Origin of the sequence: Photobacterium sp. Alg240-V54 (assembly GCF_900537155.1) — a bacterium.
Lineage (GTDB): Bacteria > Pseudomonadota > Gammaproteobacteria > Enterobacterales > Vibrionaceae > Photobacterium.
This window is the reverse complement of sequence record NZ_UNRL01000002.1, coordinates 200,341-222,165: the sequence shown is the minus strand read 5'-3', so window position 1 is coordinate 222,165 and position 21,825 is coordinate 200,341. Positions and strand designations below refer to the sequence as shown.

General features: G+C 42.6%; 22 protein-coding genes. All 22 read right to left on the bottom strand.

Going from position 1 to position 21,825, the window contains the following annotated elements; translation table 11 throughout:
• Positions 1–31: 31 nt before the first annotated feature.
• Complete coding sequence (flhA, locus tag G6R09_RS06510; RefSeq protein ID WP_065166454.1) at positions 32–2,128, bottom strand: flagellar biosynthesis protein FlhA; 2,097 nt, start codon at positions 2,126–2,128, stop codon at positions 32–34.
• Positions 2,129–2,298: 170 nt separating this feature from the next.
• Positions 2,299–3,429 (bottom strand): flagellar biosynthesis protein FlhB, encoded by a 1,131-nt coding sequence (flhB, locus tag G6R09_RS06505; RefSeq protein ID WP_065166455.1) that lies wholly within the window; start codon positions 3,427–3,429, stop codon positions 2,299–2,301.
• 72 nt (positions 3,430–3,501) lie between these two features.
• Complete coding sequence (fliR, locus tag G6R09_RS06500) at positions 3,502–4,284, bottom strand: flagellar biosynthetic protein FliR (RefSeq protein WP_163921288.1); 783 nt, start codon at positions 4,282–4,284, stop codon at positions 3,502–3,504.
• Positions 4,285–4,342: 58 nt separating this feature from the next.
• Entirely contained in the window at positions 4,343–4,612 is a 270-nt protein-coding gene (gene fliQ, locus G6R09_RS06495) for a flagellar biosynthesis protein FliQ (protein WP_065177273.1), read from the bottom strand.
• 30 nt (positions 4,613–4,642) lie between these two features.
• The gene (gene fliP / locus G6R09_RS06490) at positions 4,643–5,437 is read right to left on the bottom strand and encodes a flagellar type III secretion system pore protein FliP (protein ID WP_370738746.1); all 795 of its coding nucleotides are present in this window, start codon (positions 5,435–5,437) and stop codon (positions 4,643–4,645) included.
• 31 nt (positions 5,438–5,468) lie between these two features.
• Complete coding sequence (gene fliO / locus G6R09_RS06485) at positions 5,469–5,825, bottom strand: flagellar biosynthetic protein FliO (RefSeq protein WP_163921285.1); 357 nt, start codon at positions 5,823–5,825, stop codon at positions 5,469–5,471.
• A gap of 9 nt (positions 5,826–5,834) precedes the next feature.
• Entirely contained in the window at positions 5,835–6,221 is a 387-nt protein-coding gene (fliN, locus tag G6R09_RS06480; protein WP_060997075.1) for a flagellar motor switch protein FliN, read from the bottom strand.
• A gap of 22 nt (positions 6,222–6,243) precedes the next feature.
• Positions 6,244–7,293, bottom strand: a complete 1,050-nt coding sequence (gene fliM, locus G6R09_RS06475) for a flagellar motor switch protein FliM (RefSeq protein ID WP_065166459.1) — start codon at positions 7,291–7,293, stop codon at positions 6,244–6,246.
• Between the two features lie 7 nt (positions 7,294–7,300).
• Positions 7,301–7,780 carry a flagellar basal body-associated protein FliL gene (gene fliL, locus G6R09_RS06470; protein ID WP_163921283.1) on the bottom strand — a complete coding sequence of 160 codons (480 nt, stop codon included), beginning with the start codon at positions 7,778–7,780 and terminating at the stop codon, positions 7,301–7,303.
• Positions 7,781–7,844: 64 nt separating this feature from the next.
• On the bottom strand, positions 7,845–9,203 hold the full coding sequence (locus tag G6R09_RS06465) for a flagellar hook-length control protein FliK (protein WP_163921282.1): 1,359 nt from the start codon (positions 9,201–9,203) through the stop codon (positions 7,845–7,847).
• Positions 9,204–9,335: 132 nt separating this feature from the next.
• Positions 9,336–9,779 (bottom strand): flagellar export protein FliJ, encoded by a 444-nt coding sequence (gene fliJ, locus G6R09_RS06460; RefSeq protein WP_060997079.1) that lies wholly within the window; start codon positions 9,777–9,779, stop codon positions 9,336–9,338.
• Positions 9,780–9,822: 43 nt separating this feature from the next.
• Positions 9,823–11,139 carry a flagellar protein export ATPase FliI gene (fliI, locus tag G6R09_RS06455; protein ID WP_065166462.1) on the bottom strand — a complete coding sequence of 439 codons (1,317 nt, stop codon included), beginning with the start codon at positions 11,137–11,139 and terminating at the stop codon, positions 9,823–9,825.
• Positions 11,136–11,951: a flagellar assembly protein FliH gene (gene fliH / locus G6R09_RS06450; protein ID WP_163921280.1), complete on the bottom strand. Its 816-nt coding sequence runs from the start codon at positions 11,949–11,951 to the stop codon at positions 11,136–11,138. The genes fliI and fliH overlap by 4 nt, the downstream gene beginning before the upstream one ends.
• A gap of 44 nt (positions 11,952–11,995) precedes the next feature.
• On the bottom strand, positions 11,996–13,036 hold the full coding sequence (gene fliG / locus G6R09_RS06445; protein WP_065166464.1) for a flagellar motor switch protein FliG: 1,041 nt from the start codon (positions 13,034–13,036) through the stop codon (positions 11,996–11,998).
• Positions 13,029–14,771, bottom strand: a complete 1,743-nt coding sequence (fliF, locus tag G6R09_RS06440) for a flagellar basal-body MS-ring/collar protein FliF (protein ID WP_163921278.1) — start codon at positions 14,769–14,771, stop codon at positions 13,029–13,031. Before fliF ends, fliG begins: the two co-directional genes overlap by 8 nt.
• 61 nt (positions 14,772–14,832) lie before the next feature.
• Positions 14,833–15,144 carry a flagellar hook-basal body complex protein FliE gene (fliE, locus tag G6R09_RS06435; RefSeq protein WP_060997084.1) on the bottom strand — a complete coding sequence of 104 codons (312 nt, stop codon included), beginning with the start codon at positions 15,142–15,144 and terminating at the stop codon, positions 14,833–14,835.
• Between the two features lie 61 nt (positions 15,145–15,205).
• On the bottom strand, positions 15,206–16,576 hold the full coding sequence (locus G6R09_RS06430) for a sigma-54 dependent transcriptional regulator (protein ID WP_163921276.1): 1,371 nt from the start codon (positions 16,574–16,576) through the stop codon (positions 15,206–15,208).
• Positions 16,577–16,605: 29 nt separating this feature from the next.
• Entirely contained in the window at positions 16,606–17,628 is a 1,023-nt protein-coding gene (locus G6R09_RS06425; RefSeq protein WP_163921274.1) for a PAS domain-containing sensor histidine kinase, read from the bottom strand.
• 322 nt (positions 17,629–17,950) lie between these two features.
• Positions 17,951–19,396, bottom strand: a complete 1,446-nt coding sequence (locus G6R09_RS06420; protein ID WP_163921272.1) for a sigma-54 dependent transcriptional regulator — start codon at positions 19,394–19,396, stop codon at positions 17,951–17,953.
• A gap of 251 nt (positions 19,397–19,647) precedes the next feature.
• Positions 19,648–20,049, bottom strand: coding sequence for a flagellar export chaperone FliS (gene fliS, locus G6R09_RS06415; RefSeq protein ID WP_163921270.1), 402 nt, complete (start codon positions 20,047–20,049; stop codon positions 19,648–19,650).
• A 52-nt stretch (positions 20,050–20,101) separates the two neighbouring features.
• Positions 20,102–20,419 carry a flagellar biosynthesis protein FliS gene (locus G6R09_RS06410; RefSeq protein WP_060997089.1) on the bottom strand — a complete coding sequence of 106 codons (318 nt, stop codon included), beginning with the start codon at positions 20,417–20,419 and terminating at the stop codon, positions 20,102–20,104.
• A gap of 12 nt (positions 20,420–20,431) precedes the next feature.
• Positions 20,432–21,817 carry a flagellar filament capping protein FliD gene (fliD, locus tag G6R09_RS06405; RefSeq protein ID WP_163921268.1) on the bottom strand — a complete coding sequence of 462 codons (1,386 nt, stop codon included), beginning with the start codon at positions 21,815–21,817 and terminating at the stop codon, positions 20,432–20,434.
• Positions 21,818–21,825: the final 8 nt, after the last annotated feature.

The window sequence follows — 21,825 nt, the reverse complement described above, 5'->3', positions numbered from 1 at the left end:
GTGCTTAAATGAATATTGAGTTTCATCATTATTAATGACCAACCGCATTAACAATGCGAATTTGCTTTTCATCTGGTACTTCCTGATAAGACAGTACCCTCAATGTTGGTATGGTATTTTTGACAAACTTTGCCAAAGTAGAACGCAAAACACCGGATGTGAGTAATACTGCTGGCTCACCTTTTAATTCTTGTTGCTGGGTTGCCTCAGTAAGCGAACGTTGCAGACGCTCAGCAAGTCCTGGTTCAATTCCAGAAGACTCCCCACCAGCAGACTGCATCGTCTGATGCAATATTTGTTCCAACTCAGGAACCAAGGTTATCACAGGCAGCTCTGACTCTATTCCATTGATTTCCTGACAAATTAATCGTTTCAAGCCAATCCGCGCCGCGGCGGTGAGAATGTCAGGATCTTGACTCTTGGTTGAATACTCAGACAAGGTTTGAACGATGGTTCGAATATCCCGTAATGGAATAGCTTCGTTAAGTAGGTTCTGCATTACTTTCACTACCACACCAAGTGGTAATTGATCAGGTACAAAACCATCCACCAATTTAGGTGTTGATTGACCTAACATTTCAAGTAAGTTTTGAACTTCTTCATGACCTAATAATTGTGCGGCATGATTGGTCAATAGTTGACTTAGATGGGTCGCTAATACGGTAGCTGAATCAACCACGGTATAACCTAATGCTTGAGCATGTTCACGTTGAGAGACTTGAATCCATACTGCTTCTAAACCAAATGCAGGATCAAAAGTGCGTTCGCCATCAATACTGCCAAACACTTGGCCTGGGTTAATGGCTAAATCCATATTGGGATGAATATTCGCTTCACCACAGGTCACCCCCATAAGGCTAATGCGGTAACTATTTGGTGGTAATTCTAAATTGTCGCGAATATGAACTGGCGGTACAAGGAAACCAAAATCTTGGGAAAGTTTTTTACGTACACCTTTAACGCGCTCTAACAGTTCTCCGCCTTGATCTTTATCGACCATAGAAATAAGCCGATAACCAACTTCTAAACCAATAGTATCGACTGGCTGCACATCATCCCATGACAGCTCTTTAAGCGGCAGAGTTGGAGCCATATCATGAGTTGGTAGTTCTTTTTCAACCACTGCAGCGGTCTGATCTTTTTTGTAGCGCCAATAAGCGACGCCACCAATCAGTGCTGCTAATAATAAAAACGGCACATGGGGCATGCCTGGCACAATACCCATTACAAATAAGATCGAACCGGTAATGATCAGCGCCTGCGGATTATTAAACATTTGAAAGTACATTTGCTGGCCCATATCCTCGTCAGTATTTTGACGAGTTACCAGCATTGCTGCACCAATGGACAATAATAACGACGGTATCTGTGCAACCAATCCATCACCAATGGTTAGCAAGCTATATATTTCCAGCGCTTCAACAAACGCTAACCCATGCTGAGTCATACCGATGATTAAGCCACCGATAATATTAAGAAATAAAATCAGAATACCGGCAATCGCATCCCCTTTTACAAACTTAGACGCACCATCCATCGAACCATAAAAATCAGCTTCTTTGGTAACTTCAAAACGACGAGTACGGGCTTGCTCTTGATCAATTAGACCTGCATTTAAATCGGCATCAATCGCCATTTGCTTACCAGGTAAGGCATCAAGGGTAAAGCGAGCACTAACTTCAGAAATACGACCAGCACCTTTGGTTACTACCATGAAGTTAATGATCATCAGGATAATGAACACTACCAAACCGACCGCATAATTACCGCCAATCACAACCGCACCAAAGGCGTGAATGACCTCACCAGCAGCCTCTGGTCCTTCATGACCATGGAGTAACACGATCCGTGTTGAGGCAACGTTAAGTGCTAGACGTAATAAGGTCGCGATAAGCAATACAGTTGGAAAAGCAGCAAAATCGAGAGGGCGACGAGTGTAAACAGTGACTAACAACACCACTAAAGCCAACGCAATATTAAAAGTAAAAACCATGTCTAGCATTAATGGCGGTATTGGCAGAATGATCATTGCCAAGGTCGCCAATACCATTACCGGCGCACCGATTGCAGGCATATTTTGTAAACGCGCTAACGGTAGGCGCGCAGCCGCAGGAATTGAAAGCTTCATTGTATTTTCATCAAATCACGATTTATTGGTATGAAGACGACTGCTTTCTAAACTAAAAATTAGCCATAATTCTTCACAGATACAATCGCTTATAGCAAGTATCATGCCGCATAATTCTGCCATTATTTTGACGGTAAATTTATGCTTTTATACTAATTATGATGAACTGATTAATGCTGTAATTCTTGAGGAATATCCGTTGCGGCAGCGGACAATATTGGTTTCTGCCCTTTACCACGGCGATAAGCTTTTAATTGGAAAACATAAGCCAATACTTGTGCTACTGCGACAAATAAACCATCGGGCACTTGCTGCTCTAATTCGGTGGTGTAATAGATCGCACGCGCTAATGGTGCAGCAGGCACAATATCAATGTTATGTTTGTTGGCAATTTCTCGAATTTTAAGTGCTAAGTGATCACCACCTTTGGCAATCACAATCGGCGCAGCGTCCAGTTTAGGATCATAACGCAATGCCACTGAATAGTGTTCAGGGTTGGTGATCACCACATCGGCTTGTGGAACATCAGCCATCATTCGTCGCTGCGCCATTTCACGTTGCAGCATACGAATACGGCCCTTTACTTCAGGCTTACCTTCAGAATCTTTATATTCATCTTTAATTTCTTGCTTGGTCATTTTCAATTGATCACTAAAATGCCAAATCTGATAAGGCACATCAATCGCCACTACCACCAGCAATGAACAACAGATCAATAGCACAAAGTTGAGCAAAATATCCAAAGCATGAAAGTAATTAGCTGGAAAGGTTTCAATACTAAGTTGAAAAAAATCATCCAAACTTGAATAAATCAGATACCCCGCCACACTTGCCACTAAGCCAACTTTAAGGATTGATTTAATAAGTTCGACCCAACTTTGGCTACCAAACATCCGTTTAAGGCCACTTAGAGGGTTCATTTTAGACAATTTTGGCATCGCCGCTTCAGAAGAAAAGCGTACTCCACCTAACCCTGCCGCGCCGATTAACGCGGCAGTAAATAAAAACACCAAAATAATCACTAACGGTAAAAATACTTCCCATATCGCATTCGTAATCACCGTTAATAACAAATGCACATCAAATACTTCTTCACGGCTAAGGGTAAACATGCGCGTCATTATGCGACCTAAAGCACTGCTTAGCCCTTCACCAAACCACATTAAACCGACAGCACCGGAAACCAATACTGCCACGGAGGCTAATTCTCTTGAGCGCGGTACTTGACCTTTTTCTCGCGCCTGCTCGCGTTTTCGCGCGGTGGCGTCTTCGGTACGTTCTTGACCGTCAGCATCCGACATAATGGTACGTCCATGGTGAATTTGAAGAAGAATGATCTGCGAAATACATCGCTATAAAATAACAATCAACAGTTAACAATCAAGCCTTGCTAAGCGACACACCTGGTCCAAACCCAGTTGCCAAATCGCCTCATATTGCGGCACGATCCCGAGCACAATAAACCAACTGATCGCTAAGCCAAGTAACAGTGCAAATGAAAAACCTAACGAGAAAATATTTAACTGTGGTGCGGCACGCGTCATAACCCCAAACGACAGATTAACGGTTAATAATGCAATCACTCCCGCCAATGCCATATCCACCCCAGCTTTAAAAATATGCCCAAACCAACCGGCTAATTGATAATAATCAGCGCCAACCAACATGCTACTTCCCACAGGCAAAGTGGTAAAACTCAGCACCACCACATTAAGCATGGTTAAATGCCCATCAGTGGCTAAAAACAGCAATATTGCCAGAAACATATAAAACTGCCCCAGTACTGGGGTATTTTGACCATTGGCAGGATCGACCATAGAAGCAAAACCTAAGCTCGATTGCATACCTAATATTTGCCCTAACAATACAAAGGTTTGAGTAATAAACTGGGTCACTAATCCCATTGCAACCCCAATAATAATTTGTTGGGTCGTCACTATAAATCCTGCTAACGAAAGCAGTTCAATATCCGTCGGCACTTTAGGCAACATCGGCATCACCGCAAAAGTGATGGTTAATGCGAGATAAAGTCGAATCTTTGGCGACACAAAACGGGCCCCAAAAAAAGTCATCGCCATCATCATTGAAGAAATACGCGTGAACGGCCAAAAATAATTGGCAATCCAGTCTAATAATACGCTTGAGGTATAGTGCATAAACCGTGGTTACTCATGACTCACAAATGACGCTGTATTCGCAATTGTCATCATTGTGCTAATACAACAACTGCGGTATTTGATCGACAATACGAAAGAAATAATCCATCAACATTCGCGTCATCATGTGGCCAAAAAACATCAAAGCTAATAGCGTCACGATTAAGCGCGGTAAAAAACTTAATGTTTGTTCGTTAATCGAGGTTGCTGCTTGAAATACTGCCACCACCAGACCAATTAATAAACCCGGAATGATGATCGCGCACACCATGATTAACACCATGTATAACGCTTCTTGAAAAATATCGACAAACGCTTCTGGGGTCATTTGCTATTTATCCTTGCCATTTTCGCTGTTTTATAAAGTGCCAAAGCTGGCCGCTAACGTCGACAATATTAAATTCCAACCATCGACCAAGACAAACAACATTAACTTAAACGGTAGCGATACGATCATCGGCGATAGCATCATCATACCCATTGCCATTAATACCGAAGCCACCACTAAATCGATAATGAGAAACGGTAAAAACAACATAAAGCCAATTTGAAATGCAGTTTTAAGTTCTGAGGTAATAAACGCTGGCACTAATACTGTTAACGGTACGGTTTGAGGATCCGTGGCGTTAGAGCCCGACATATTGACAAAGGTTTCAAGATCTTTCACTCGCGTTTGCTTCAACATAAATTGTCGCATCGGATCTTCTGCTTTGGCTAATGCCTGCTGAGCACTGATTTGTTCATTGATATAAGGCTGCACCGCATCGGTATTAATTTTATCGATGACAGGTGACATCACAAAAAAAGTTAAAAACATTGCAATGCCAATAATCACCTGATTAGAGGGCGTTTGTTGCAATCCCATTGCTTGGCGCAAAATCGACATCACTACCACAATACGGGTAAACGATGTCATTAGGATCACCACTGCAGGCAAAAATCCCAGCGCAGTCATCAGGGCTAATATTTGCAGCGTGATTGAGTAATCTTCGCTGCCATCAGGGTTCATGGTCACTGACAATGCAGGAATACCACTACTGCCCTTACTCGCCGTTAAATGTCCTGCTGCGCTTTCTGTTGCCATTGCAGCTTGAGTAATGCTTTCGGTTGCTGACGCTGGCATAGCCATCAACCAGCTACCAATAAACACCATCAACAGCAGTCTGTTTAAATACGGTAAAACGTTATTTTTTATCATTAGTGGTTATCAATCGGCTCAGCTGAGACGCAAAATCTGTCGCTGGCATATCTTCCATGATTAAGGGCTGCTCAAGTTTGGTAAGTAACGAAATATTATGCTGAGTGATGCCAACTAATAATTGTTCGTCACCGACTTGAATTAATGCAATCCGTTCCCGTTGACCAAGTGTCAATTGTTTTACAATCGTCAAACGTTGATCATTACTGTGCACGCCAACCAAACGCATTTTTTTCAGCAGCCACGCTAAAAATAGAATAATCACAATCACCAGCACTAATGACGCTAGCGTGGTAGCTAAATTTAAATCGGGCGCTTGCCCTAATGGTACAGATTGATCCATCACTGACTCTTAACGTAACTTTTTAATGCGTTCGGTTTGACTGATCACATCGGTTAAACGAATACCGAATTTATCATTTACCACCACTACTTCACCGTGAGCGATCAAAGTACCATTGACCATCACATCCAGTGACTCGCCCGCAATACGATCAAGCTCAACCACTGAGCCTTGGTTAAGTTGCAGCAGATTACGAATACTGATTTGCGTCCGTCCAACTTCCATTGAAATCGTCACCGGAATATCCATGATGGTATCAAGCTTACGGCGCTCATCATCAGAGATTGGGGCGGTATCATCGGTTAATTCTTCTAACGGTGCAGTCTGAACCGTATCTTGTTGCTCTGCTAATGCAGCTGCCCAGTCATCTGCCATTTGTTGATCATTTTGAGACATTGTTATTCCTGCTTATTTATTATCAATGCGTTTCATCGTCACTATTCATCTCTAATAATGTCGAGCTTAATAGTTCACGATCTAAGAAAGCCAAATCCGTTTTCACCATATCTGGACGTTTTAATTTATCGGTAATTTTAAGGGCAACATTATCACCACTACGGCCCATTTTGGCGCGATAAGTTGGCAAGTCTTCAACAAAAATCGTTGCTGATTCTGGCATCGTGATCGGAATAACATCGCCAGTTTGAAGCTCCATTAAATCGCGTAATGAAATATCAATATCCAATAGTTTTGCACGTAAATTCACTGGCACATCCATGATTTCATCACGTAATGCATGGCTCCAACGTACATCGGTGTCCATCTTGTCGCTTTGAACACCCGCATCCAGTAATTCTCGAATTGGCTCAACCATCGAATAAGGCATTACCACATGAAAATCACCGCCACCGCCATCAATTTCAATGTGAAATGAGCTCACCACAATAACTTCGGTTGGGCTGACAATATTGGCCATGGTTGGGTTAACTTCGGAGTCGATATATTCAAATTCAACCGACATTACTGGCGACCATGCTTCACGGTAATCTTCAAACACCAGTTTAAGCAGCATTTGTACAATTCGGCGCTCGGTCGGAGTAAATTCACGTCCTTCAATCTTGGCGTGAAAACGACCATCGCCACCAAAAAAGTTCTCAACTAAAATAAATACTAATCGTGCTTCCATGGTGATCAACGCCGTTCCTTTTAACGGCCTAAAGCGCACCATATTTAAACTGGTTGGCACATAAAGTGTGTTTTGGTATTCGCCAAACTTAATCATCTGAACACCATTGATCGACACTTCAGCGGTTTTACGCAGCATATTAAATAAGCTGATCCGCATATGCCGTGCAAAGCGTTCATTGATCAATTCAAGAGTCGGCATCCGTCCACGAACAATGCGATCTTGCGATGAAAAATCAAATGTTGTTATGCCTGAACCTTGCTCACTATCATTGGTCTCTTCTGGCTCATCGACCCCATGTAATAGTGCATCAATTTCATCTTGGGTTAATAAATCACTCACAGTGCACCTATTGCATCACAAAGCCGGTAAATAACACCCGTTCTATCACAGGCATGTCAGTCATCTTGTTCATTGTTGCTTGTAGCGCGGTCAATGCTTGTTGACGTAATTGCTCTCGCCCTAGCGGTTGACGTAATTGTTCAACAGTGGTTGCGGAAAAAGTTTGCAACAATCGACTTTCAATTAATGGAATGTGTTTGTTGGCTAACCCTTCATTGGTTTCACCACGCACCATCAACTGAACTTTTATTTGTACTAATCTATCTCGCTCTTCACCGATGACATTAAAAATAAATGGCTCAGGCAATACGATGTAATAGGCCGACATTTGTAATGGTGCAGCGGTTGATGTTGCTGATGGCTCAACCGTCGTTTGAGACGCGATTGAAACTGAAGAATAAAGCCACACCGCGCCAGCTATCATTGCTGCAACCATTATGCTTACCACACTAATAACGGTTATTTTTTTTCTTTTTCCGCCAAACATTACTCGTCCTTGGTTACTATTTTTTATTACCGATTAAATATTTATTACCAATATCCACAACACACTATGCGTAGTAATCGACGTGATCTTTATTGTCTGTTACCAATAGTTGAGTCTGGATCTGGGGCTGATCAACTTCAGACTGTGATTGCCCCTCAGTCGCCGCTGCTCTTGATGGTGATTGCTTACCTGATTGTGAATCCGCGGCATGATTATTGTGCTGCCCTGAAAATTGCTGCGGTGTTTCTTGCTGAACTGAACTTTGTGCTAATTGTAATCCCTGCTGTTGCAGCATTTCTCGTAGCCTTGGCATCGCTTGTTCAACCATGTCACGGGTTTGCGAGTTATTAACCGTAAATTGCACTGAAGCCTGATCTTGAGTGATATTCAGTTTAATTTGAATTTTTCCGAGCTCTGGCGGATCTAAGCGAATATCAACCTGTTTAAGATTTTTCGCCATCATCATATTAATTCGCTCATGCACTTGTTCACCCGCTTGTTCACGGGTGAGCAATAATGGTGATTGAGCCGGTGTCATCGCCAGTGCGGGTTCTGGTTTCAATGCTGTCGCTAAGGGTGTTGTTAATCCTGCAAGTTGTTGCGCTAAAGACTCACTATTAGCATTCATCGTTGTTGGTTGAGAAAGACGACTCTTCGATGCTAATAAATCGCCAACTTCGACGTTTTCCATGCTCTGCAGTATATCTGAGGTTGGTGTGGTGACAATTGCTGTCACTGACGTCGCAACTGTTGATGGTGGCAAATTATTGACACCATCATCAATGCTGACGTCAGCTTTTTGGCTCTCAACCGCTGTTGCTGCAGCCATTGAAGTTTGTAAAGCTGTAGTCGTAGGGGGCAAGCTTTTGCCGCTACTATCAATCATACTCGCCTCTGCTGACGAGGTATTATTAAGCTGCTGATTTGATTGAGTAAGCTGTTGTAGAAACACATTCCCAGCAGCCATTAACTGACTAATATCGTCAGCGGCAGTTGGTGTAATGGTATCCTTTGTATCAGTTGCAGTTGCGGCATTTGTTACAACAATATCGGTATCGGTTGCTGCATCGTCAGTAACAACAACGCCCGTCATTGATACATCAGTTAATATATCTGCATTGTCATCAACCGTTACTGTGTCGCCATTAGTGTCGCTACTAATATCTTGAGCAATAATATTTTGCTCTTGAGCGGCGATAGCATCAGTGACGCTGGTTTTAGCATCAATACTGACGCTATCATCACCAGAAACTAACTCACTATTATTGCGAACTAATAGTGGCTGGTTATCATCCAGTGCTTGTTGATATTGTTGTGAAAAATCATCATCACTTGGTGTGGTAGTTTCAGATTCAGCAGCCGTTGTTGCTGATGAAACCACTGATTTTGGTGTTTGCGCTGATGACACATTAAATAGATTCATAGCAACTCTTTTAATACGTGTCGCTACAAACGACAGATAAATGAATAACTGTTTGAAATAAAGCGTCAAAAAAACGTTTGATTCCAAGCTGATGTTCTATGTTAATGCAAAAAGCAAACCAGTTTTTAAATTCTAGCGTTGTTGACGTCGAGCAAACTGTAACGTGACAAATTCATCCATCATTTTTTGCTCTTGTTTATCCAAAAAAAGTCGTCGCTCACGCTGCTTTTTCTCTAATAACCATTCAATACCGCGTTTCTTTTGTTGCATCGCTTGCCAATGTTGACGGCATTGCTCAATTTGATTAGCAAAGTAGCCCCCGGCCTGTTTTTGTTTCTCAAGCGTGGTATCAAGCTGGGTTAAGAATTTTTGTAAATGGCTATATTGACTAGCAGTGAGTCCTTGCTGCCCGCGCTCAGAAAGCTGGCGACAATAATCTAAGCGATACTGCTCAATTTGGGCTAATTGCTGCAAATAGTTTTGTTGTTCAAGTTGGGCTTGGTTAAGGGCTAAACTGGCTTGATGTTCTTGTTGTTGGGCTTGTTCTATCAATAATTCAAATGTTCTTAATGGCATACTATAATGACCTTGTCTTTGATTACCTTATTTGCAGATACCATTAGCCTCCCAATGTGGAACGCAACATATTGACGCACATTTCATAGGGCACTGCTTGTTTCATTTCTTGTTGTAAATAATCATCTAATTTAGGTTTAAAATTAAACGCCTGATCAATGGTGGCATCGGTGCCGGGCTTATAAGCACCAATCGCAACCAAATCTTGATTTTTACGGCAAATAGATAAAATTTGGCGGACCGCTTTTGACATCAACATATGCTCATCACTAACAATGGCTGGCATAACCCGGCTCACTGAACGCTCAACATCAATCGCCGGATAATGACCAGCATCTGCCATTTCACGTGATAGCACAATGTGACCATCAAGGATCGCCCGTGAGGCATCAGCTATCGGATCTTGCAGATCATCACCTTCACTTAGCACCGTAAAAAAAGCGGTGATTGAGCCTTGGTTTTCATTGCCATTACCAGCACGTTCCACCAGCGCAGGTAACTTAGCAAATACCGATGGCGGGTAACCTTTGGTCGCTGGCGGCTCACCAACGGATAACGCAATTTCACGCTGTGCCTGAGCAAAACGAGTCAATGAATCCATCAGCAGCAACACATCAAAGCCTTGATCACGAAAGTACTCAGCGATCGTCAGTGAGGTTTGGCAACCTTTTAAGCGCATTAATGGCGAAGCATCGGCAGGCGCGGCAATCACCACCGCCCGTTCACGGCCTTCTTTGCCTAATATTTCATCAATAAATTCTTTTACTTCTCGGCCACGCTCACCGATTAATCCCACCACCACAATTTGGGCACTGGTACCACGAGTCATCATGCCTAATGTCACCGATTTACCGACACCAGAGCCTGCAAATAGGCCGATCCGCTGACCTTTACCAACCGTCAATAAACCATTAATGGCTTTAATACCAACATCTAACGGTTCTTTAATTGGTTTACGCGATAACGGATTTATTGGTACTGAAGTAAATGCTGCCCGCTGTTCCGTAAAAATAGGCCCTAAGCCATCTAACGGATTACCAATACCATCAATGACTCGGCCTAATAATTCAGGGCCAACGGGAATACCACTGTTATGTAATATAGGGGTTACTTTAGCGCCCGGCATCACACCTGATAGCTGCTCGCTGGGCATTAAAAATAAGGTTTCCCCCGCAAAACCAACCACTTCTGCTTCTAATTCACCAGTGACGGTTTCTACCTTACAAACACTGCCTACAGGGGCGCGACAACCAATGGCTTCAAGGGTTAAGCCAACCACGCGATCTAACCGCCCAGAAGCCACAGGTTTACAGGCGGTATTCGCGGTTTGGTAGCGACTTAAGCGCTGTGCAAGGGTCATAACGTTGGCTCTTGCAAGTTACTGTTGAGTTCATTAAAGGTGGTCAATGAATGCAAAATTCGATCATCGATTAAATAATCAACGCTAGAACTGCCACACTCCAATTGCAAATCACCACGCTGTAAACTTGGCTCGGCAATCAGAGACCATTGACGTTGCTGTAAATCTGCCTCATCAAAATGGGTATGCACTAATGCTACATCCTCAGGATGAAGATGCATTTTTATCGCCCGCTCGGCAATAGGCAAAGTTGCCACCACTTCACGTAACGTATTAAGTAATACTTGCGGATTGGTTTTTACTTCAACTCGAATTAGCGCCTTAGTTAAGCCATTAACTAATAACAATAGTTGTTGCTCAACCTCGGCATTGACTTGCGCAATCGGATCGGAAAATTTATCCATCACCGCAGTCAATAACGCCACTTGTTGAGCAATTTGAGCTTGGGCTTGTTCAAGTCCTTGCTGTAATCCTTGCGCTAACCCTTCCGCATGGCCTGCGCTAACACCTTCAGCATGGCCCTGAGCAAAACCTTCGCTATGTCCTGCTTGACGACCTTGCTCAACACCTTCGTCATAAGCTGATTGCTGCATTGCTTCAAGTTCTGCCGCCGTTAATGGTGACGGTGCTGGCTCTGATTCAGGTTCAGGATCTGGCGGCAACTGCTGAAGATGATATTGATGATCATAATTAAGCGCATTGTTAGATTCATGCTCACCATCATTGCTGTAATCAGGATAAGACCAACGCTCAAGCTCTTGCGCTTGATGCTCAGGTACGCGCATAAAACCACGGCGACGTTCATTACTCATGCTAAATGCCACTCCCATGCTCAACCACAGCGTTAATCATTCTCTTATAAGAACTCATCGGTACCGCCATTGCCGGTTAGCACTAACTCACCTAAATCAGATAAACGGCGCGCGATAGATAAGATTTCTTTCTGAGCCGCTTCAACATCTGCGACTCGAATCGGTCCCATTGCTTCTAAATCTTCTTGCAGCATTTCACCGGCACGCTTAGACATATTGCTATAAAACTTATCACGCAACATGTCATCAGCACCTTTAAGGGCTTTTTGTAGTAAATCTTGGGGGACATCACGCAGTAATATTTGAATACCGCGATCATCGACTTCAATCAAATTATCAAATACAAACATCAAATCTTGAATTTGAGTAGCTGTCTCTTCATCGTTTTCACGAATTTGATCCATCAACAGCCCTTCAACGTTATTATCGAGGTAGTTCATGATCTCAGCCGCCGCTTTAAGGCCACCAATCTTGGCCGCTTGCGCCCCCGCTTGACCTGCAAATTGTTTTTCCATGATATCGTTTAATTCATGCAATGCCGCAGGCTGTACTTCTTCTAAGTTAGCAATACGCATCATCAAATCTAACCGCACTCGCTCAGGAAATTGCGATAAAATTTCAGCCGACTGTTCCGGCTCTAAATACGATAAAACAATGGTTTGAATTTGTGGGTGCTCATTAAGAATAATGCTGGCAACTTGGCGTGGATCCATCCATTTCAAAGAATCAAGTCCACGCGAGCCACTGCCCATCAGTATTTGATCAACTAAGTTATTGGCTTTGTCTTCGCCTAATGCTGCCACTAACGCATTACGCACAAAATCCTCACTGCCCATACCAATGCTGGTGTATTTTTGAATCTCTTCTAAAAATAACCGATGAACGCTAGAGACTTTATCTTGATTTAAATTTTTCATGCTTGCCATGGTGCCACCGACCCGCTGCACTTGCTTAGGATCGAGGTGACGAATAATGCTGGCAGCATCTTGTTCATTAAGACTTAATAATAAAATCGCAGCTTTTTCAGCGCCATTAAGGCTTTTAATATCAAATTTATTGTCAACTGTTGCTACTTCATTAGCCATCTTCATTCATCCAGCTTTTCACTACTTGAGCAGCAAGATCGGGTTCATTGGCAACCAATGCTCGTACTGCTTTGAGTAAATCTTCATCTTTATGTAAATTAGGCAGATCTAAACTACTGCTACTTAATTCAAAACTTTCATGACCATCGACATCGCCGCCAATCAAATCAGTACCATCGCTGCTACTGTGAGTCAGTATCGGCATTCCATTTTCATCTAACGGTGTACCGTCTGCGGTTTGATTTGGATAGAGCAGCTTCTTCATTGCTGGACGCACCAGTACTATCACAATGACAATAATCACTAATGCCGCCGCTAGCCAACGCACCCAACTGCTAAAGTTCGGGTTCTCCCAAATTGGCACCTCAGCTAATAATTGCTCTTCTGGTAACGCAAATGGCACTGATAATACTTCTAATAAATCGCCACGGGCGGCTGAAAAACCAATCCCTCCCATTAGTAAGCGGCGAATTTTAACAATTTCAGCTTCCGAGACTGGCACGCGCGTAATTTCACCGGTTTTAGGATCGACAATGGTTTTATAGTCAATTGCCACCGAAACCGTTTGGCGATCAATCACTCCTGTTTGGGCACGCTTATGACTAATGGTGGTATCTAACTCATAATTACGCGTCGATTCACGGTGCATACGGCCGTTACCGCTGCTCGTTCCCGCTTGCATATCTTTGATATTTTCAGGAATAGAACTACTCACAGGCGGCTGATTGCTTAATGCGCCAGGAATACCCGCCACCACTTGACCACCATTGCTATCTTCACGGGTAAACTCACTTCGTGTTGCAGCTGTGGCAGGGTTATAACGTTTATGAGTTTCTTCTAAGGCAGAGAAATCCATCGCAATATCAACTTGCGAGGTGTAATTTCCTAACCCTAAAACTGGCATTAAAATCGCGTCAATTTTTTCACGTAGTGATTGTTCTTGTTTACGCTCTAATTCATATTCTTTACGTTTCGCGCTTGAACCAGGATCTTCGGTACCCGAACTTAATAAGCGCCCATGTTGATCGGTAACGGTAACGCGTGTCGGACGTAATCCCGGCACCGCGGTTGCTACCATATCAACAATTGAATCCACTTCTTGCTGACCCAAGGCACTACCAGAGGCTAAGGTTAAAAAAACCGTTGCGGTCGCGTCTTGATTATGGCGCACAAACACACTTTGCTTGGGCATGGCTAATAACACTTGTGCCTTGCGCACTTGGCTAATTTGTTCAATCGCACGTGCTAATTGGCGTTCACGGCTTAATTTTAAGCGTTCGTTTTCAAGCCGTTGTGATACACCAAATCCCATGTCTTGCAATAAAATATCATCACCTTCAGCGGTGCGACTGTTTAAACCACTGCGGGTTAAATCTAATTTTATGCTGCTGTATTTATCGGCAGGAACACGAATGGTGTTGCCATCAAGTTGGTAATCAACCTGCTTTTGATCGAAGTGATCTAAGATAGGAATTAACTCTTCGGTTTCATAGCTACCGAGTGGCCGCATTTCGGGTTCTTTTATCCATACCACCACCATCACAATTAACGCCACACAGATGGCAACCGATAACACTAAAATAACCTGCCGTAACAGATCAAGGTTGCCTAAAATACTGTCGGTACGTGATGCTTTTTTCTCGGCAAGATCCGGATCTTGAGAGGCATCACGTAACACCGGCGAGGTATTATTATTTGCAACCGCAACTTGTTGATTAACAGTTTGATCTGACACTATTTATTACTCACACATATCATCAAATGATGCGTTATCACATCCACAATAACCACGGTATTTATACCGGCATATTCATTAATTCTTTGTAGGCTTGAACCATTTTATTACGCACTTGCACTGTCGCTTCAAACGCTACACTGGATTTATTACGTGCAATCATCACATCCGATAACGACACACTTCGATCACCTTGATCAAAACGGGTGGCTAAATCACTTGATTGACCTTGTAGGGTATTTACTGACTTAATAGCATCGTTAAGTAAATTGCCAAAATCAGCACTTACTTGCTGGCCTGTTGGCGGACGAATCGTGTTTTGTGCTTCTAAACGCATGGTCTGCATTTCAGTCGCTAATCCATTAACTTTCATTGCATAATCTCACAAGGTTATTTACCGCTACCACTAAGCAGCGGCTAAAAGATCAATCGGTTTACGCAGGTAACTGAATTCCTGCATCGCGCATTTTAGCTAACTTATAGCGTAACGTTCGTGGGCTAATCCCTAATTTATCTGCCATATGTTTACGGTTACCTTGGCAAGCAACTAAAGTATCAAGGATGATGGTGAACTCTTGTCCACGTAATTCATTGCCTAAACTCTCGGTCGCGGTAGCTGGTGATATAACGGTTGCCGCAACAGTGTTAGCCGCAGTAGTACAATCAGCCATCTGCAACCAATCAAGTCCTTCTATCAGAATATGTTGCTCATTTATCATAAGGTTATCGTGAATGATTAACGCGCGTTGAATCACGTTATCAAGCTCACGAACATTTCCTGGCCATGAATATTGTAATAATTTGTGCTGCGCACATTCGCTCAGCGTTGGCACGGCAAGCCCTTGTTGGCTGGCATGACGCTGGAGAAATAATTGCGCCAATGGCAAAATATCGCCGCTGCGTTCAGCTAATGCTGGCCAAGTGATTGGAAAAACATTTAAGCGGTAATATAAATCTTCACGAAAATGACCAGCGGTAACATGGCTTTTTAAATCTCGATTACTGGTCGCTATAATGCGCACATTTAATTTAATACTTTTACGGCCACCTAAGCGTTCAACTTCACGCTCTTGTAATACTCGCAATAATTTAGCTTGCAAGTTGATGTCCATTTCACTGATTTCATCCAGTAAAATAGTGCCATTTTGCGCTTGTTCAAATTTCCCTGAACACGCTTGCACTGCGCCAGTAAACGCGCCCTTTTCATAGCCAAATAACATCGCTTCCAACATATTCTCAGGAATGGCAGCACAGTTAATTGCCACAAAAGGGCCATCACTGCGTAATGAATGCTGATGAATATAGCGTGAGAGCACTTCTTTGCCTGAACCACTTGGGCCTAATACCATCACACTGGCATCGGTTTTAGCGACTTTTTCTGCCATCGCCAATAAATGCAAACTTTTAGGATCAGCCACGACGGTATCGGTCAAATAGCGTTTAACTGGTGCATAGCGCTCGACCATATTAAGCAATACTTGCGGTGCAAACGGCTTCGACATGTAATCAATCGCCCCTTCTTTCATGGCAGCAACCGCATCTTCAATATTGGCGTATGCTGTCATCAATAGCACCGGCATTTTGGGCCATTGCAACTTGATGCTGCGTAACAAAGCTAAGCCGTCCATTCCCGCCATTTGGACATCAGACACCACAATATCAATCGGCTCTGATTTCAGTAGCACTAATGCCTGCTCTGCGCTTTCTGCTTCTAACCACTGATAACCCGCTAATGCCAGAGTATCGACTAACGCTTCACGCAAACCGGTGTCATCTTCGACGATTAATACTCGTGTTTGAGTCATGTTGTACTCTCCATAGTAAACTTGAATCGTTATGCTGCTTGTAGTGATGCAGCGAGTGGGAGTAGCAAGGTAAAGGTTGCCCCATACCCAAGCTGTGACTGTAATTGCAACTGGCCTTTATGCGCAGCGACGACCATTTGCACCACGGCTAAACCTAATCCAGTGCCTTGTTGACGGGTGGTGTAAAAAGGCTCTAACACTTTTTGATGATCTTGCGCCGCAATACCAGGGCCATTATCGCTAACACTGAGCAATAACATTTGCCCTTGTTGCTGGCAACGCACCGCAACTCGGCAGCCTTTACCTGACATTTGAATCGCATTGGTGATCAAATTTCCCACTGCACTGGCTAACGCATTTTCATTACCTAACAGCAGTAATGTTTCATCGTCACAATCAATACTAAAGTCAACATCCTCACTCATTAGCTGAGTTTCAATAAGGGTTTCTAAACGGTTGAGTAAACTTTCGACATTAAACTCACTCACGACTTTATTATCGCCACCTTTAGCAAATAGCAGCATGTCATTAACTTGTTTTTCAAGATCGTAGAGGCGATCAACCAATTTCGTTTGAAAGCGGTTACGGGTGATTGCTGTTAACCCTGATGACGCTAGGTTTTCTGCATATAATAATGCGCTGGCAAGCGGTGTTCGAACTTGATGCGCCAATGACGCCACCATTCGCCCTAATGATGATAACCGCTGCATTTCACTTAACCGTGACTGTAACTGCCGAGTTTCGGTTAGATCAGTGATCACAATAAGCTGCCCTGCCGCAGACGCTGAAATGGCAAGCTTGACTTTACGACCACTGCGCAATGAAACCTCATGACCATCATCATCTTGAGGAGCGAAACTACGCTGAATAATCTCTCCCCAGCGTTGGCCTATTAATGGCTCACCTAACAACCGCAATGCTTCTTGATTGGCTTCTGTGATCAGCCCTTTTTCATCCAACAAAATCACCGCAACAGGCATCACTTGTAATACTTGCCGATAACGCTCAACTTGTTGGTTCAATGCCAATACTGCTACCGATGAGTCACTCATGATTACCCTAAAACAAACACCACCCTACAACTAAATGCAAGTTGCATACCACTATTAATTACTATTTATCAATAACTTAACAAAGACACCACATTCAAAATAGTGTCACTTTTATGACACTCGTCGCCATGTAATCACAGTGATTAATATTGTTTAGCCATAGTGATGAATTTATGCTCACAGCCACTGGTAAAATATCGTTGCTAGCTATATTTTGTGACTAGTTTTGACACAGCTCGGTGTATAAAACACATAAAAAAAACCACCGCCAAATTACTGGCAGTGGCTTTTTGAATTGTTTGACAACCATCGTTAGTATCAATTAGCTATCTTTAGATAATCCGTATTTACGCATTTTTTCAACCAAGGTAGTACGACGCATTCCTAACATATCTGCGGCACGCGCGACCACATTTGACTGCGCATCCAATGCTTGACGGATCATTTCGACCTCTAGCTCAGCTAACATTTCTTTAAGGTTTAGCCCCTCTGGTGGTAAATCATTACCTAAAGATGTGGCTTCTGTCTCTTCTGCTGCGAACATGTCAGCTAATGCCTGCTGCTCTTGTTCTTCAATCGAAGTGGTATTTAACTCCGGTACAAAATCTGGTAAATGACCATAACGGTATTTCACTGGTAAATGGTTCACATCCACCATTTCGCCTGGATAAAGAATCGTTAATCGTTCAACAAGATTAGCAAGTTCACGAATATTTCCCGGCCAATCATGCAGCATTAATGATGCAATTGCGCGCGGGGTGAAGTGAATGCGTTTCGCGCCTTCAGCTTCCATACGCGTTAGCAACTCTTGCAATAGTAACGGAATATCTTCAATTCGATCCCGTAGCGCTGGCATATCAATTGGGAATACATTTAAGCGGTAGTATAAATCTTCGCGGAAGCTTCTATCAGCGATCATTTTATCCAGATCACGATGGGTTGCAGCCACAATACGAACATTGGCTTTAATGGTTTGAGTGCCACCCACCCGTTCAAAACTACGCTCTTGTAACACCCGTAATAATTTAACCTGCATCGACATTGGCATATCACCAATCTCGTCTAAGAATAAAGTGCCACCTTCAGCCAATTCAAATCGCCCTTTACGGGTTGAAATTGCGCCAGTAAAGGCACCTTTTTCATGACCAAATAATTCACTTTCAAGTAAATCTGCAGGAATGGCACCACAGTTAACCGGCACAAATGGGCCTTTGCCACGCTCTGAGTGATAGTGCACATTACGCGCAACCACCTCTTTACCAGTACCTGATTCACCTAAAATCAACACACTGGCATCACAAGCTGCCACTTGTTCAACCAACCGACGAATATCACTGATGGCTTCACTGCGACCGACCATACTTCTAAACAGCATGTTCTTACGCCCTAAAGACGGCACTTGATGAGTACGTTTGCCTAAATATTCTTGGCAATGACGAAAGGCATCAGCTAATTGGTTGTAATGTAACGGGAGTTTTAGATCACCAATATAATTAGGTAACTCAACCAATGCTTCATGATGATTTGCTAAAGCAACCACAGGGATCTGTGGGTACATTTTAAGCATATTGATAATACTATTTAAGCGCTTAGCATTGGTGATCGTACCTAATAAGCAAACACTCCATGGCTGCTCCCATAATGACACGGTAAGATCTTGTGATGATAGCGCACTATGATGCTCACCCATAAAATTAAGGATGACACCTAAATCATGACGTTGCTGTGAATCGTCATCAATAACAAGCGTATTTACTAAACCGAGCATAAAATGGATATTGCCTTTATATGAGGACACTTTGACGGAAGATTCAATATAATAAAGAGAACAACAATCAAGAAGATAGTAGCTACATTGTAATTAATGTGCACCATAAGGCAAGATTTGACATATAAAAGCTGTGATACCAATACAAATTACAATGCAATTGAGATGCTTTTATTCCATTTTTAGCTTAAAAACCATAAAAATACTGCTTATCGGCAACCAAATTTGTGGTTGCCGACAATCAATAACGGTTAATTTGTTTCAGTAAGGTGGTGATATTGGGTTGGAATTTGATCCCATGCTGATTTTATTTCACGTAACATACCGATCACATCATCAATGGGCTGAGTGACGTTTTCTGCATTGGCACGTGAAATTTCGCTGCCCATAAAATCATACAATGCATCAAGGTTTTTCGCGATGTCACCGCCGTCTTCCATTGATAAGCAATCACGCAAACTTAATACAATATCTAATGCTTTAGCTAACCGCTCACACTTAACTGCGATATTGCCCTGTTCCATCGCTGCCTTGCCTTGAATAAGGCGTTCGATTGCCCCTGCGTATAACATTTGAATGATACGGTGTGGTGATGCGCTGGCGAGTTGTGCATTCACTGAAACTTGCTTATATGCCTGAAGAGAACCACGCATGTTATTATCCTTTAAATAGCTGGAACATTATTGCTAGCGTTAACGCTAATGGTTATTGTCCGTGTTGTTGAATATTGCTGTAGAGCGATAATGATTTTTGACTTTTTTTCGAGCGTACTAACTGCGCGCCAATACGATCTTTATGCTGTTGTAGTAACCCTTTCATCGCTTGCGTACGTGCTACCACATCATCAAATACTGGTCGTGATAAATCTGGCTGTTTAAGCACTAACTCCACTTGTTGATGGCGCAACGCGACTAAGTTTTCTAATTGCTGCGGAAAATCATCAGGGTACTCTTCCGCCAACAATAACTGCTCGATTTGGTGTTCAAGCTGGGTTAGTGGCTCTAATGTGATTACTTGTTGCATTGGTTATCCATTTTAAAAAACCATCAAGCTCATCATGGTATTAAGTTGATTATTCATTTTTCCTATTGCAGCATCCATCGCAGTAAATTGCTGATAAGTACGCTCTTCATAGGCTTTCATACGCTCATTAAGTGAGGTCATATCATCTTCAAGTCGAGTTTGTTGCTCTTTAATGGTTTTTTCTTTATTGGTTAATACACCGTCAGTTGAGCTGGTAAAAGATTTAAAAATATCTTCAGCTTGATCGAGAAAACCATCATCTTCAGTATGAAAAAATGCATTAAAAGCTTTAAAATTATCTTTTAATGCCTCATCAAACTTTTCATCATCAATTTCAACTTTGCCATAACGATCGGTGGTAATTCCAAGATCACTTAAGTTATAACTCTGACCATCAACCTCTATGGTTTTATTCATCAAATTACGCATTTGACTACTGATCGAACGGGTTAGGCTATCGCCGTTTAACGGCCCACTGGTTTTCTTCTCTACATCGTATTTACTTAGATTATTAGCAGTATCAATCAAGCCGTTATAGGCTTCGATAAATCCTTCAAGTGACGACTTTGCATCTTTGGTATTATCTGTAATATCAATCGTGACGTGTTTAACATCATCAGTGTCGGTCAACTTTTTCAGATCAAGTGTTACGCCTTCAATCGCATTCTCAATCTTATTACTTCCACTACTAATAACAGTGTGGTTATCTATTCGTATTTGAGCATCCTCACCCGCCTGCATTTGTACCATTTCAGTATTAGCAGTTGAGTTGGCAGGATCAAAGCTTAACTTAGCAAGATCGCCACTCATCTTCGAAGCATCGATCGATATCTGATGATCTTTGCCTGTTTCTGAACTTGAAAAAACAATTTTAGCGCCATTATCATCATTGATAACGGTAGCGGTAACACCAGGGTTATCTTCAGCATTATTTATCGCGTTAACGATATCTTTAAGGCTACTTTTTTCTTTATTAATATCCAATGATAAGGTTTTGCCATCAATGGTAATATCTAGGGTGCCCGATCCAAGTTCCGCTTTGGGATCAGAGTCAAACGAGTTATTTGACATCACTTTATGAGATTTCGCTAACGCAAGCACTTCAATGTTATAGCTACCATTTTGTGCATCAGCAGAGGCTTCAACACCAACAAAACCACTCTCTGATGAGGTTGCCGATTGACCAGCAAACACTTTATCTTCGGCAAACTTTTTGACCATATCTTCTAAGCCAGAAACCGCAGATTTAATTTGCCCATAGCCGCTCAATTGAACTTCTAGCTTTTGCTGCTGTTCTTTAATCCGCTGTTCTTTTGGCGCACGCTCAGCGGCAACTAATTGTTGCGTCATTCCGGCAACATCTAACCCAGACGCTAAACCACCTGCACTTAATCCCATAATTTGCC